Here is a 13,159-nt window from a genome sequence, read left to right as displayed (position 1 = left end):
AGATCGGCTTTGACAAAAGACGACTGACCGGCGGTAAAAGACCGCAGGCGCCCAATGGCTCGAATGCTGCCGCGGGCGATGTCGGCTCGTGACTTTGCATTAAAGAATGGACGGACGAAATGAACGGTTTGATGCTGCAAAAGCAGTTGCTGATTTCCTCGCTGATCGTGCATGCCGATCGCCATCATGGGGATACGGAGATCGTGTCGCGGCGGGTAGAGGGTGACATCCATCGCTACACCTTCCGCGACTGTCACCGGCGCGCGCGACAGATGGCCAATGCGCTCACGAGTCTGGGCATCGGGCCGTCCGACCGTGTCGGCACCCTCGCCTGGAACGGCTATCGCCACATGGAGCTGTACTACGGCATATCCGGCATGGGCGCAGTGATGCATACGATCAATCCGCGCCTGCACGCAGACCAGATCGCCTACATCGTCGACCATGCGGAAGATCAGGTCCTGTTCTTCGATCTGACGTTCCTGCCGCTGGTCAAGGCCATTGCCGGCCGCTGCAAGACTGTCAAGGCGTTGGTCGCGATGACCGATCGCGCGCATATGCCGCTGGATACCGGCATTGCCAACCTGCTGTGCTACGAAGATCTGCTCGAGCGCAGCTCGTCGACCTACGTGTGGCCGAATTTTGACGAGGATACCGCCTGTGCGCTGTGCTACACGTCCGGTACCACCGGCAACCCGAAGGGCGTCCTCTATTCGCATCGCTCGTCGCTGCTTCACACCTTCGCTGCCGCACTGCCGGATGCGCTGAACTGCTCGGCGCGCGACGTGATCCTGCCGGTCGTGCCGATGTTCCATGTCAATGCGTGGGGCATTCCGTATGTCGCGTGCATGGTCGGGGCCAAGCTGGTTTTCCCCGGCCCCGGGTTGGACGGCCAAGCGCTCTACGAGCTCGTCGAAGCCGAGCAGGTCACCTTCGCGGCTGGTGTGCCGACAGTATGGCAAGGCCTGCTGACCTGGCTCGAGCAAGGTGGCCTGAACTTCTCGACCCTGAAGCGCACCGTCATTGGCGGCGCAGCCTGCCCGCCCGCAATGCTTCACACGTTCCAGGATGGGTACGGCGTGGAGGTCCTGCACGCATGGGGCATGACCGAACTGAGTCCGCTCGGGACCATCGGCGCGTTGAAAGCAAGGCACCTCGCACTGGGTCCGGAAGACCGTTGCGCCCTGCAATCCAAACAGGGGCGCGCGGTATTTGGCGTCGATATGAAGATCCTCGGTGAGAACGGCCAGGAACTGCCATGGGACGGCGCGAGCTCGGGCGATCTGCTGGTGCGTGGCCCATGGGTGGTGCGCAACTACTTCCGCAATGAAGGTGGCAACCCGCTGCGGATCGATGCCGACGCGCATGGCTGGTTCCCGACCGGCGATATCGCGACCATCGACGCCGACGGCTTCATGCAGATCACCGATCGCAGCAAGGACGTGATCAAGTCCGGCGGCGAGTGGATCAGCTCGATCGAGATCGAGAACCTCGCAGCCGCGCATCCCGCGATAGCGAGCGCGGCCTGCATTGCGGCGAAGCATATGAAGTGGGACGAGCGGCCATTGCTTGTCGCCGTGAAACAGCCCGGTGCACAGGTCACAGCCGAAGAGTTGCTGGCGTTCTTCGAAGGAAAGATCGCGAAATGGTGGACGCCGGATGCAGTCGTATTTGTCGATGCGGTGCCGCTTGGCGCTACCGGCAAGGTGCTGAAGAACCAGCTGCGCGAAGCGTTTCAGGACTATCTGTTGCCGACTTAAGGAAGCAGGTGGCCTGGCGTGTTGAGTATTGAACGTACGTCTTGAACGTACGTCGTTACGGGTGGATTAAAGCTACAAAACTGGAGACGCAATGAAACTGAAATGGGTAGCTGCGGCCGCGGTGGCCGTCCTTGGAAGTCCGGCCTATGCGCAGTCGTCGGTGACGCTGTACGGCGTCGTGGATTCCGGTCTGCTATATCAAAGTACCTCGGCGGCCTCGTTCAGCCCTACGGCGAAGAATCTGGGCAAGGTATATCGCTACAAGGACGGCGGGATCTACTCGAGCATCTGGGGCATGAAGGGGACCGAGGATATCGGCGGCGGCTATCACGTCAACTTCAAGCTGCAGGGGTCGTTCGACAGCGGCACCGGCAAGTTCGGCCTGGCGGATACGCCGGGCGCGGTGGCGCAGTTCAACCAGTTCGCGACGCTCGGCGTGTCGGGACCGTTCGGTACGGTGAACTTCGGTCGCCAGATCGTGCCGATGGCCTACGCGATGGCCGATACCGACGTGCGGGCGGGCCAGTATTTCGGCAGCATCCTGACGGCATGGCTGGGCATGAACCAGGCCGCAGGCTGGTCCGGCACCAGCACCAACGGACCGATCGGCGCGCTGTACGACAGCAATGCGATCGTCTACGAGTCGCCGACATTCGCCGGCGTGTCCGCAGCGCTCGAATATGCGCCCGGCGGTGTGGCAGGCAGCTTCCAGGGCGGCACGCGCGAGTCCGCCGTGCTCAAATACTCGAACTATGGCCTCAATCTGAGAGCCGTCTACTACAACGGTCACGACACCAATCCCGGACCGACGACGGTGCCCACCGGACTCGCCAACAACCGCCTCTACTACCTCGGGGCGCTGTACACCTATCACGCCTTCTCCATTTCCGCGTCATATTCCAACGGCAGGAATCCGGCGCACGCGAATCTGGTCAACCTCGACCTGTATTCGGCCGGCCTCGGCTATCAGTTCTCACCGGCATTCAAGCTCACCAGTGGCGTGTATTACCTGAAGGACGCGAACAATTCGGCCAACAAATCGCTCGAGGTCGCCGGAGGCGCCGAATACAGTCTGTCCAAGGCCACTTTGCTCTATGGCCAGGTGGGTTGGGTGAACAACCACGGAGATATGACGCAGACGATTACGTACGGCCAGCCCGTCGCGCCGGGCCTCGGGACGACGGCGGTCATGCTCGGGATACGCCACTACTTCTAGGGATCCTCCGTATTGGGCTCGAAATGAAGACCTCTGGCCGGTGAAGCGTGCCGGCTCGCCACGCGGTAGCAGAACAGCGATTCCAACGGGGATCCCGCAAGACTTAGGAAGACTGGAGAAAGCAATGAAGGTAATCAGGGCACTCAAACTGGCGGTCGGCGCACTGATCGTGACGACATGGATCAATGCATGGTCCCAGCCTGGCGAATCGGGCAGTGGGCCAGCGTCAACCGTCATGGCGTCGCCGGGCAGCGGCGCTTCGGCGAGTTCCAGACAGGCTGATCGCGCGCTCGGCAGGAAGGTACGCGCTGCGCTCATGAAGGACAAGGAGATCAGTGCTTCAAACATCAGTGTCCGTGCGAGAGGTGGCGCGGTGACGCTGTTTGGCACGGTGCCCGATGCAGCGCAGATCGACAGGGCGGCCGGGGTTGCCGAAGCCGTGCCGGGCGTGACAACCGTGAAAAACAGTCTGACACTCAAACGCGTATTCGGCCAGTAAGTGGTCCTCATAAGTAAGTCCGGACCGCTGCCAGGCTTGCACCGAAGCGACACCGCTCTGCCTACGACGTCAGTCTGCCGGCGCATCTGGTTGGCGGACGGCGCAAATGGATCGATTGCGCAGATGAGCCCGGTTTCGTCGAAGGGGTGACGGCATTCGTCGGGAGGCAAAACACCCAACGTCGACCGAGCGTGCCGCACCGTTCTTGAGCTTTAGCGAATAGACGAACCGACAGAAAAGTGCTGCTGTCGGTAACGTCCTACCTTGAACGAATCTCGGCAGCACAGAGGTCGCGCTGATGTGTGGCAATCTGCCATGTGTTTCCCCACGGATCTCTTACCATTGCTCGCCTGTCGCCGTATGGCATGTCGGTCGGAACTTCGAGTGAGATCGCATTCGCCGCAATCGCTCGCTGGTAGGTCGAATCGGCGTCCTCGACGTAGACATACAGAAATGCCGGCATCGGATCGCGAAGGCCGTCTGCGCCGCTAACCATCACGACGGAATCGCCGATCATGATTTCGGCAGGCCGCCCGTGACGGAATTCGCCCAGTGCCTGAAACACCATCTTGATGAATGTGATCAGGTTTTCCGGATCCCGTACGACGATTCGGGGCGTGACGGTACGCCATCCATCGGGCTGAAATTTAGCCATCTTGGGCAGCCTCGGAAGAGATTCGCAAGGGCATTGTCCTCCGGGCGCCGGATGTCCGCAAAGGGGGGCGAACTCGGCCGAATCGGCATCCGGCTCGGTTCGTCGGCCAGAAGCGGAACTATGCAGCGGCCTCGGAAATTTCTCGTAAGCGGACGATTCCGGTCACGCGAGATTGATTGATCTGGTGAACGACTGCGAGTAGTGTCGCCAGAATCGGAGGACGGAAAGTCAGATCCGAGATACCAGAATGAGCGTCATCTAAGAGCTCGACTCAGTTTCCGGCCACACGGTGTATTTGTCTTGGAAGGGTGGAAGCTATGGCACATGAGCGACAGACCTGCACCGGTGCGCAGCTAGGAACGTGGAAGCTACAGTCCTTCACGACTGAAGACCTGGCCACCGGTCAGAAGACCGATTTGTTCGGCGCTCGCCCAAGCGGTTATCTCAGCTATGGTCCCGACGGCCGGATGTACGCAATTCTGGTCAATGAGGGACGAAAGGCGCCATCCGATCTGGTTCCTACCGACGCGGAACGCGTCGATCTCTACAGCGGGTTTAGCTCATACGCGGGGACCTACAGCATAGAGGGCGACAGGGTTAGTCATCGTATTGATGCATCGTGGAACCAGTCGTGGACAGGAACGACCCAAGTGCGTCAGTTCAGAATCGACGGCAAGTACTTGTACATTAAGACGCTGCCCGACAGGAACCCATTAACTGGCAAGGAAAGCACTTCCGTGTTGGTCTGGGTTAAGGTCGAGTAGAGTGGAAGCACGCCGGGCGTTCTCAACCCATACTTGACACACACGAGAGGCGACCACTCCCTTCCGCGCGCTTTGCGCGTGTTGGAGCGAGCGTTTTGAATGGGCGTCTGTTTTCGCAGATTGGCAACGACTGCTTGCGGCGGTGGCGAAGGACCGCACGGGTCGACTTGCGACGATCCTCCGCTGCGGGCCGGCAAGCGGTTCCATCGAACTATTGCATCGACCGGTTGAATCCGCCGACCGATATCCGAACGTTGCGATATGACAGCGCCTCTTCATCCAAAACAACCAACTTATTTTCGCTCGAAATCTGTCACCATTTCATGCGACACCGACTGTGAGCGTAGCGCTGGTCCTGCATTGCGGAAGTGTGTCCTACCGGGAGAGTCCTGATGAGCAAGAAGTCCGAAACGAGCGGTAAGAGCGGCGCGAATGAGTCGACCGCTGCGACGCTGGCCGCGCTGGCGAATTACATCAGTGAGTTCGTCATCAATGGGACGCTCGACACCAGATGCGCCGCGAAACTAGTTAAGCGCCTGAGAAAGGAAGCCGAAACCATTTTGGAAAATGGAAGCGCGACAAAGCTGGCACAAAAGGATCTGAAGAAAGCGTTCGACACGGTTGACGCTGCAGTCCAGGACCACGATGCGAAACTGCTGGTCACAGCTAACGCCGCACTACGTACAGCAGACGAGGAGAAAAAGGCGGAAAAGTAGCACTGAAGACTCGCACGCCTTGACGCCGTAGTAGCTGCGTCCTCCGCCAAAAGCTGTCTCTCGCGCAGGAGCGTCCGCATGACTGCTGGTGCTGATCAGACGTTCGGCGAAGTGTCAAAAGGTCTCTTGCGACAAGCCGAGCTACACAAAGCGGTTCGCCGGCGCGTACGGCTCGAAGTATCGATCCATCACGCCGATGCACGCATTCAGGCTATGTCCGGCGCATGAATGGCAATGTAGGCGTTTCATGTCTCACCAGTCCGCCCCGCGCCCTCATCCAAACCGAACACAATAAGCAGGCGGCAAATGCGCTGAAATCAAATGCCAGCTTTCGCCGCCGTCGTCGGACGTCCATAGCGCGCCGGTGGTCGACGCCATTGCGAGGCGCGTGCCGGAGTCATCTACAGCGAGCCCGTGCCGATACACGAGGTCATACGCCGGTGCAGGCGGCAACCCGTTCGAGAAACGCTCGAACGTGCGGCCGCCGTCGCGTGTGCGCGTGACGACGAACTGGCCGTCCACCGGGATCCGGCACTGGTCTTTCACGGCGGGCACAAACCACGCGGTGTCCGGCTCGCGCGGATGCACGGCAACCGCGAAGCCGAAGCTCGATGGCTGCGCTTCGATCCGCTGCCAGTGCGCCGCGCCGTCGGTCGAGCGGAAGATCGCGCAGTGATGCTGCGCCCACAGCGCATCTGGATTTGCGGCGCATTGCACGACGCGGTGCGGGTCTTGCACGTTGGCATCGCCGCGCCGCTCCGGCGGCATGTAGTCGGCCTCCATGCCTTCGGCACTAACGCGCCAGGTCGCGCCGCCGTCGGCGGTTTGCCAGACGCCGCCACACGACACGCCGATCGTCACGTGCCGGCTGTCGCGCGGATCGACCATCACGGAATGGATGCCCGGCGCGTCGTAGCCGCCTCCGAACCATTCGCGGCGCTCCGGGCGATCCCACAGCGCCCGGTTGAGCAGCCATGTGTCGCCGCCGTCGTCGGAACGGAAGAGCCCGCCGGGAATCGTGCCGGCCCACAGGACGCCCGGCTCGTCCGGGCCGCCGGTTTCGAGCGACCAGATTTGCTGGAGCGTCCAGGGAGGAGCCGGCGGGCTGGGCACGGCCGCGCTCGGATTGTCCGCGCTCGTGTCCGCGCCGTCACCGGCATGCGTCTCGTCGGCAGGCTGCGGCGGGTAGACGGGGACCGCGCACTCTTCCCAATCCTCTACGCCCGCGCGCCGGCGATGCAGCTTCACGCCGAAGTGGCCTAGATTGAGCGCGGCATACAGCGAACCGTCGCGCGGATCAGGCAGCACCATGCTCACCGGCTCGCCGACGAAATACGGCTCACCGAGCGTCCAGCCGCCCTCGCCGTCGGCTTGCAGAACGAACAATCCCTTGCGGGTTGCAACAAGCAATCGATCGCTCATGTGGAGTGTCTCCTGTCGACCAGAGTTGGCGCATTAGCGCTTACTCTGGTCCCATGCAAAGCTCGAGTAAGAGTGGAACCTTCTTATCCGCCCGACAACGCCTGTATGACGTAAACCCGGCTTTCCTCGCCGAGCGCATCGGACAGATGTTGTCGGTCGCGCACCGGCCGGCCGTCGACAAACACGGCGAGATGTCTTCGCAGTGAGCCCTGATCGTCAAGGATGTAGCCGCGCAGTCGAGGTTGCGCGGCGAAGACGGCCTTCAGTGCTTCGCCGAGCGTGCGCGCGTCGATCTCGCGCTCGGGCGTTGCGATATGCCGTTGAATCGAAGCAGCGAAGAAGATGTGCGCCATGGCGGGGTAGCCGAGCGGGAATGGCCTGTTCGTCGATTCTGCAGTTTAGACGATCCGCCGGGTGCTTCGGGGCATCGCCATACAACAGACGACAGGTTGCGCCTCCGAAGCGGCCGTTGCGGTGTCGCGAGTCCGAAAGTCGGCTCGGGCTCGCGTGCCGCCGAGCGCATCGAGCATCATTGACCAGATACAAACGTCCGCCGCTTGCCCGAATCGTTGCAGCCCGCGTTCTCAAGTCTCGCGATCGATTTCGCGCGGGCTGCAAGCGTCATTACTGGCCGGTTGCGCTCTTCACCGCGCATTGCCCGACGATACTCTCCCCGTCACTGAATTTGAACGTGACGGGAACCGTCGAACCGACCGTCAGCGGCTTCTTTTCCTTCTCGAACATCACGTGATACCCCCCCGGCGCGAACGCGAGTGTCCCGTTGGCCGGGACGGTCACCTTGTCGACCATGACCATCTTCGACGTGCTCCCGGTAGTCTGCGTCTGATGCAGCATGGACATCCCGAACGCATCGGTGCTAACACCTTCGAGATCGACGGGCTTGTCTCCCATGTTCATCAGTTTGAAGTAGCCGCCGGACGGCACGTCGCCCGGCATCGAGCGGATCCAGCAGTCGGACACCATCATGGCGCCCGACGAAGCGGCGAAAGCGGTTAGCGAAGCAGCCGCGAGCGGCAGCGCGATAGCCAGGCGGAAGAAGGGGTGGTGCATGGCATAACCTCCTGTTCTACGTTAAGGAAAATGTGATGGGTTGGCGGGACGTACGTCGCGGCACCGGGGCGCCGCTCGATCGTCATATTCGGTCGCATGTCTATATGGTCGCTCCGCTATCCGCCCGTCGGCGACGTATGGCCCAGCACCGCAGCCAGCGCAAGTACGGCTAGCATGACGAGCGCTTCGACAGAGACAACGCCGTCGAAGCGGCGTTGCGCGGCAGGGTAGTCCGGATCGTTCCGCTCGGCAAGCACGAGCAGATCGGGCAGAATCGCCATCCGGTTCCAGCCGCCGAGCAATGTCGCCAGGACCACACATGCAAGCTTTGCGGCGAGCAACCGGCCCCAGTGTGTGCGCAACAGCGACGCGCTGGCCTGCGCCGTGTCCTGAACGGCGTTGTAGAAACCGGTGACGAGAACAAACACGAGCGCAGTCGTCGCCAGATGAGACAGCGCCGAGCAGAACGCAGCCCTCTGGCCGGGCGGACGGCCTGGTTCGCGTTCGAGCCGGCGCAGCAGGATCGCGGCGACGATGACACTGCCGGCCCAAAGCGCAGTCGCGGAAAGGTGGACGACGTGGATCGCCTCACGCCACGAGAAGTCGCCGGAGTCGGCCGCATGGCTCGCGGCTGCCTTGCCCGCGACCCACAGGACGAACCCCGCAGCAAAGAGCGCTGAGCCGCGCTCTTTCTTGAGGCCACTCAACGCCGCGAGCAGCGCGCCGGCAACGCCGATCGACCATGCCTTACCGAAGTGGGACTGCGTCAGTACTGGGGCGATAGCCGAACCAGCTTCACCGAGCGGCGAACCGCTCATGATTGCGGCCTGAAGCCAGAGGTACGCCAGGGCGGTGAGAGCGAGTGCGACTGACGCGACGGTCCGCCAGACTCGCGTCGTGTCTTGCCCAGGCAATCCGCTACGCGCGCCCAGCACGCCGCATGCAAGAGCGCCGGTAGCAACGGCAAACAGAATGTCCTGCATCGCGGCCAGTGCAATCTGGGCGACGACGAGCGGATCCACCGTTACTTCACCGTGAACGTGTAATGCCCCTGGGTGCGATGGCCGTCGTCGGCAACGGCGACCCACGAGACGGTATAGGCGCCCGGCACTAGGGGATTTAGCCCTACCGACATGTGCTTCCTGTTCGACGGGTCAACCGCAGCTTTGCCGCTCGTCACGGACTTGCCTCGCGAGTCGGTGACGGCGATCGAGCTGAAGGCGGGCTCCAGACCATCGTCGAAATCGATCGCCACGTCCTTCTGCGAGGTCGTGACGGTCGCACCGGCCCCCGGCGCCTCCTGGGTCGGGTAGGCGTGCGCCTGCGCGAGATTGCAGGCGGCGATCATCAGCGCGGCGATGGCCGCGCGTGCAATCGTGTGCAGTTTCATGAGAGGACTCCTTACACGTTAGAACAGCGGCTTGCCGAGCGTTTTCGGCGCAATATCGTCGAAGAAAAGATGGGCCTGTACCAGGATGCCCACATGCGAACCGCTCGCGCTGTTGATTGGTATCTGGGCTTCGACACCGAACTGGCCATAGCGGTTGATCCAGATGAACCCCGGATTGATCGTGCCAGTGGTTTGGCCCTGACTTCGCGATAGCGGAAACTCGACGATGGGAACAATGTTCGAGAGCGGCTGCGGCAAGCCGAAATCATGCACCTGCTGCTGCAGATAGGGCAGGCTGTACTGGACCGTGAAACCGTAGTCGAAAGAATTGGGCTGACCGGCCCCGGTGGTCAACGAAGGCCCAGCTTCGGCGGTAATGGCAACGGGTCGGAGATAGGCCAGTGAGTCGGGCAGATCGCCCATACCCTTGCCCACGTAGATCGTCGGCGAGATGGTCGAAAAGCTGTCCGCAATCGCGTGGCTGCCGGTTCCACCCAATTCCGCATGCACCCCGACTGAAGTCATGAATTCGTGCGGGGCGTTCACATACAGCAGATACTTCAGGCCGACTCCAAAGTTATCGAACCCGCGCGCAGTCGGATTGTTCTGCATCACGTAAGCGCCGTCGACGGACAGGGCAAGCCTTGACGTGATCAGCTTGTCGTACTCGAAGCTGAACGTATTGATGCTTTGATCGCCGTTGTCTCCAGGAACACGCAGATGCCCGTATTCGAAGTTAGCTTCATCGCCGACACCTGGATCATCGACAGCCAACGTTGACGGAAAGACGCGGTCGCCCGCGATGGCATGGGCAGCGGCTGGCGATGAGGCGAGCAGGAGCGCAGTTGCAGCGAACGAGATCGTTGCCGTGGCGAAGAAGGGTTTCCCATGGCGCAAGGTATTGTTATTCATGTTTCATCCATTGATTGAGGTCGTCATCGCGCCGCCGCGAGTCTGTGAAGAGACACGACGACGCCTGGCGATGCGTTCGTGCACGGCATCGCCACCAAGGCTCAATTCAGGATGAAACGGGGGGCGCGCGCGGCTGGGCGGATGCCAGCGGTTCGACGCGACGGATGCTCTCGAACCGCGTCGCAACGCGATGCTGGATGGCCCAGACCGTGACCGCAAATTCAGGCTGGACGCTCGGCAGTACGGGCGTGTGCGCAATCAGGTTGCAGTAGCCGCAAGCATGCCAGTGAGCAGCCAGCGAGTGCGAGGTGTCCTCGTTGCCCGGCGGATTGCCTGGAGTCGAATGTGCGGAGCAGAGCGAGGCTGAAGGAAGCCCAGCCTCGTTGCGGTCAGCCAGTGCGTGCGAAACCGTCGGCGCGAGCGTTGCCATCAGGATTGCCAGCAATCCCAGATAGGAGCCCAATTTCCGGCAGAAGCAGCTCAGCATAAGGCCGACGATTCGATATTGGTCTGGTGAAGGTGAATGCGGCGCATTATGCCATGTGTTGTTACTTGCAGGCATCGACCTATGACAGCTTGCCGCGTTGCCGGAAATCTCAAGTAGCCCTGGAATGAGACGCTCGCAGGCCGCGCCTGACTGACTCCTGAGGGTCGACAACAGCCGAGCGCATCGGGTGGTAGCCGGCCCATCTCCAGCCATTCGCCCGCACCTGCTATTTGCTGATGGGTCTTCGGCTGGCTCGACTGAGCAAAAACCACCACAGCGACCGCGCCAACCACTTGCGCCCAGCTCCGTAGGCCATCCGTGCCGCATCCACCTTGACTCTTCGGATTGACGACCATGAATCAAGCCTTGCCCATTTCCATCCAGATTTACAGCCTGCGTAATGCGGGCGAACTCGACCGGCAGTTCGACATTGCCGCCCAAGCCGGATTTCGCCAGGTGGAGCTGATCGGGTCCTTGCTCGAAAATGCGGCCGACACCCGGAACAAGCTTCAGGCGCGCGACCTTAGCGCCTCCTCCAGCCACCTCGGCATGGCCATGCTGCGTGAGCGTTTGCACGAAGTGAGCGCGGCGTGCGAGACCCTCGGTATCACCCAGTTGGTCATGCCCGCGGTGCCGCCCGCCGAGCGCGACAGTGACGCCGCATACTGGCGGGCGCTCGGCAACGAGTTGGGCAGCCTCGCCCATCGGCTAGCCGCTCAGGGCATCGCCCTCGCTTACCACAACCATGATTGGGAACTCAGCGCCAAGGAGAACGGCGCATCGGCGCTGGAACTGCTGTTCGAGTCCGCCGGGGCAAGCCCGCTCGGCTGGCAAGTGGATGTAGCCTGGCTCGTGCGCGGCGGCGCCGATCCTCTGCCATGGCTTCGTCGTTATACGGGCCGCGTGGTCTCGGCCCATGCGAAAGACCTCGCGCCCGCGGGTGAAAAACTGGACGAGGACGGCTGGGCCGACGTCGGTCACGGCGTCATGGATTGGCCCACGCTGGCCGCCGCCTGCCGCGAAGCGGGGGCGCGTTTTCTCGCCGCCGAGCACGACAATCCCAGCGACGGCGAACGCTTCGCCCGCAATGCCTTTGCCTATCTGCACCAGCTCGGAGCCTGATCCATGAAACCTGTCTTGGTCGGCATCATCGGTTGCGGCAACATCAGCGATGCCTATTTCACCGGCGCGGCGAATTCGGAATTCGTCCGCATCAAGGCCTGCGCCGACTTGCGTCCGGAGGCCGCCCGGGCCAAGGCCGCGCAGCACGGTGTTGCCGCGATGACGGTGGATGCGCTGCTGGCCGACCTCGACATCGAAATCGTCATCAACCTTACGGTGCCGCACGCGCATGTGCCGGTAAGCCTGCAGATTCTGGAGGCGGGCAAGCACGTCTACCTCGAAAAGCCCCTGGGCACCGAGTTCGCGTCCGCACGCGCGATGCTGGCGCGAGCCGAGGCTTCGGGACTACGCGTGGGCTGCGCACCGGACACCTTCTTCGGCGCGGCCCATCAGGCGTGCCGCGCGGCGCTCGATGCGGGCCGCATTGGGCGTGCCATTGGCGGGGCCGTGGCCGTGTTGTCCCGCGGCATGGAGTCCTGGCATCCCAATCCTGAGTTTTTTTTCAAGCCTGGCGGCGGCCCGATTCACGACATGGGCCCGTATTACGTGACGCAGTTGGTCAACCTGCTTGGGCCGGTGGCACGCGTGTCTGCTTGCGCCACCATCGGTTTTCCCCAGCGCATCATCTCCAGTGAGCCGCTGAGGGGGCAGGTCATCGAGGTCGAGGTGCCCACCACGGTCAACGGTATCCTGCATTTTGCGGGTGGGGCCAACGTGGTGATGAGCGCCTCCTGGGACGTGTGGGCCCATCAGCGTGCGCCTATCGAGATCTATGGCACGGAAGGTAGCCTGTTGGGCGTCGATCCCAATTTCTTTGGCGGGAGTCCGCGCGTGGCTGAACGTGATAGCGGCTTCAAGCCGCTCGACACACAGGTCCATGCTTTTGGCGTCGACAACTTAACGTTGAGGAGTGGTGCGCGGGTGGCCAATTACCGCGCTGTGGGCGTGCTGGACATGGCCATGGCGTTGCGTCGAGGTCGGCCGCATCGCGCGAGCGGCGAACTGGCGTTACACGTGCTGGAGGTGCTGGATGCCTTCGAACGCTCGTCGCGCGAGGGGCGGCACGTCGATATCGAGACCGTCGTGCAGCGACCCGTCGTCGTGCCATTGGGTCGAGGCGAAGAGGTGTTTCTCGCCGACTGACT

The 13,159-nt window shown here is 62.1% G+C and carries 15 protein-coding genes; 7 read left to right on the top strand and 8 right to left on the bottom strand.

Annotated elements, in window-relative coordinates; genetic code table 11:
* The first annotated feature begins 119 nt into the window (after window positions 1–119).
* From OKW38_RS12740 to OKW38_RS12730, 3 genes are all read left to right on the top strand, one after another.
* Entirely contained in the window at window positions 120–1,760 is a 1,641-nt protein-coding gene (locus OKW38_RS12740; RefSeq protein WP_429361754.1) for a 3-(methylthio)propionyl-CoA ligase, read from the top strand.
* Between the two features lie 91 nt (window positions 1,761–1,851).
* Window positions 1,852–2,976 carry a porin gene (locus OKW38_RS12735; RefSeq protein WP_429361752.1) on the top strand — a complete coding sequence of 375 codons (1,125 nt, stop codon included), beginning with the start codon at window positions 1,852–1,854 and terminating at the stop codon, window positions 2,974–2,976.
* Between the two features lie 124 nt (window positions 2,977–3,100).
* Window positions 3,101–3,475, top strand: coding sequence for a BON domain-containing protein (locus tag OKW38_RS12730; RefSeq protein ID WP_429361751.1), 375 nt, complete (start codon window positions 3,101–3,103; stop codon window positions 3,473–3,475).
* Between the two features lie 259 nt (window positions 3,476–3,734).
* On the opposite strand, the gene OKW38_RS12725 is transcribed toward OKW38_RS12730, so the two are convergent.
* Window positions 3,735–4,130, bottom strand: coding sequence for a VOC family protein (locus tag OKW38_RS12725; protein WP_429361750.1), 396 nt, complete (start codon window positions 4,128–4,130; stop codon window positions 3,735–3,737).
* A gap of 317 nt (window positions 4,131–4,447) precedes the next feature.
* Between OKW38_RS12725 and OKW38_RS12720 the strand changes: the two genes are divergently transcribed.
* Complete coding sequence (locus tag OKW38_RS12720; protein ID WP_187611995.1) at window positions 4,448–4,894, top strand: lipocalin-like domain-containing protein; 447 nt, start codon at window positions 4,448–4,450, stop codon at window positions 4,892–4,894.
* 392 nt (window positions 4,895–5,286) lie between these two features.
* Window positions 5,287–5,610, top strand: a complete 324-nt coding sequence (locus OKW38_RS12715; RefSeq protein WP_090803934.1) for a hypothetical protein — start codon at window positions 5,287–5,289, stop codon at window positions 5,608–5,610.
* Between the two features lie 273 nt (window positions 5,611–5,883).
* Here OKW38_RS12715 and OKW38_RS12710 read toward each other — a convergent pair whose 3' ends face one another.
* The 7 genes from OKW38_RS12710 to OKW38_RS12680 form a co-directional block, all read right to left on the bottom strand.
* A complete protein-coding gene (locus tag OKW38_RS12710) occupies window positions 5,884–7,032 on the bottom strand; it encodes a WD40/YVTN/BNR-like repeat-containing protein (RefSeq protein WP_429361748.1) in 1,149 nt (382 codons plus the stop codon).
* 83 nt (window positions 7,033–7,115) lie between these two features.
* A complete protein-coding gene (locus tag OKW38_RS12705) occupies window positions 7,116–7,385 on the bottom strand; it encodes a MoaD/ThiS family protein (protein ID WP_090803938.1) in 270 nt (89 codons plus the stop codon).
* A gap of 271 nt (window positions 7,386–7,656) precedes the next feature.
* Window positions 7,657–8,103, bottom strand: coding sequence for a copper chaperone PCu(A)C (locus OKW38_RS12700; protein ID WP_244145121.1), 447 nt, complete (start codon window positions 8,101–8,103; stop codon window positions 7,657–7,659).
* A gap of 116 nt (window positions 8,104–8,219) precedes the next feature.
* Entirely contained in the window at window positions 8,220–9,125 is a 906-nt protein-coding gene (locus OKW38_RS12695; protein WP_429361747.1) for a CopD family protein, read from the bottom strand.
* Between the two features lie 2 nt (window positions 9,126–9,127).
* Window positions 9,128–9,493, bottom strand: a complete 366-nt coding sequence (locus OKW38_RS12690; RefSeq protein ID WP_429361746.1) for a copper resistance CopC family protein — start codon at window positions 9,491–9,493, stop codon at window positions 9,128–9,130.
* A gap of 18 nt (window positions 9,494–9,511) precedes the next feature.
* Entirely contained in the window at window positions 9,512–10,405 is an 894-nt protein-coding gene (locus tag OKW38_RS12685; protein WP_429361744.1) for a hypothetical protein, read from the bottom strand.
* Between the two features lie 106 nt (window positions 10,406–10,511).
* Entirely contained in the window at window positions 10,512–10,892 is a 381-nt protein-coding gene (locus tag OKW38_RS12680) for a DUF2946 domain-containing protein (protein ID WP_090803944.1), read from the bottom strand.
* A gap of 354 nt (window positions 10,893–11,246) precedes the next feature.
* Here OKW38_RS12680 and OKW38_RS12675 point away from each other — a divergent pair, with 354 nt between their 5' ends.
* Window positions 11,247–12,014, top strand: a complete 768-nt coding sequence (locus tag OKW38_RS12675) for a sugar phosphate isomerase/epimerase family protein (RefSeq protein WP_429361743.1) — start codon at window positions 11,247–11,249, stop codon at window positions 12,012–12,014.
* A 3-nt stretch (window positions 12,015–12,017) separates the two neighbouring features.
* Entirely contained in the window at window positions 12,018–13,157 is a 1,140-nt protein-coding gene (locus OKW38_RS12670; protein WP_429361742.1) for a Gfo/Idh/MocA family protein, read from the top strand.
* Window positions 13,158–13,159: the final 2 nt, after the last annotated feature.

Origin of the sequence: Paraburkholderia sp. MM5496-R1 (genome assembly GCF_050436205.1) — a bacterium.
GTDB classification, from domain to species: domain Bacteria; phylum Pseudomonadota; class Gammaproteobacteria; order Burkholderiales; family Burkholderiaceae; genus Paraburkholderia; species Paraburkholderia tuberum.
This window is presented reverse-complemented; position numbering and strand designations above follow the sequence as displayed.

Bases quoted from the DNA above. Each gene is read 5' to 3' on its own strand.
- OKW38_RS12670 (WP_429361742.1), top strand. From the start codon at position 12,018: ATGAAACCTGTCTTGGTCGGCATCATCGGTTGCGGCAACATCAGCGAT.
- OKW38_RS12710 (WP_429361748.1), bottom strand. From the start codon at position 7,032: ATGAGCGATCGATTGCTTGTTGCAACCCGCAAGGGATTGTTCGTTCTG.
- OKW38_RS12730 (WP_429361751.1), top strand. From the start codon at position 3,101: ATGAAGGTAATCAGGGCACTCAAACTGGCGGTCGGCGCACTGATCGTG.
- OKW38_RS12705 (WP_090803938.1), bottom strand. From the start codon at position 7,385: ATGGCGCACATCTTCTTCGCTGCTTCGATTCAACGGCATATCGCAACG.
- OKW38_RS12725 (WP_429361750.1), bottom strand. From the start codon at position 4,130: ATGGCTAAATTTCAGCCCGATGGATGGCGTACCGTCACGCCCCGAATC.
- OKW38_RS12700 (WP_244145121.1), bottom strand. From the start codon at position 8,103: ATGCACCACCCCTTCTTCCGCCTGGCTATCGCGCTGCCGCTCGCGGCT.
- OKW38_RS12685 (WP_429361744.1), bottom strand. From the start codon at position 10,405: ATGAATAACAATACCTTGCGCCATGGGAAACCCTTCTTCGCCACGGCA.
- OKW38_RS12740 (WP_429361754.1), top strand. From the start codon at position 120: ATGAACGGTTTGATGCTGCAAAAGCAGTTGCTGATTTCCTCGCTGATC.
- OKW38_RS12720 (WP_187611995.1), top strand. From the start codon at position 4,448: ATGGCACATGAGCGACAGACCTGCACCGGTGCGCAGCTAGGAACGTGG.
- OKW38_RS12680 (WP_090803944.1), bottom strand. From the start codon at position 10,892: ATGCTGAGCTGCTTCTGCCGGAAATTGGGCTCCTATCTGGGATTGCTG.
- OKW38_RS12715 (WP_090803934.1), top strand. From the start codon at position 5,287: ATGAGCAAGAAGTCCGAAACGAGCGGTAAGAGCGGCGCGAATGAGTCG.
- OKW38_RS12690 (WP_429361746.1), bottom strand. From the start codon at position 9,493: ATGAAACTGCACACGATTGCACGCGCGGCCATCGCCGCGCTGATGATC.
- OKW38_RS12735 (WP_429361752.1), top strand. From the start codon at position 1,852: ATGAAACTGAAATGGGTAGCTGCGGCCGCGGTGGCCGTCCTTGGAAGT.
- OKW38_RS12675 (WP_429361743.1), top strand. From the start codon at position 11,247: ATGAATCAAGCCTTGCCCATTTCCATCCAGATTTACAGCCTGCGTAAT.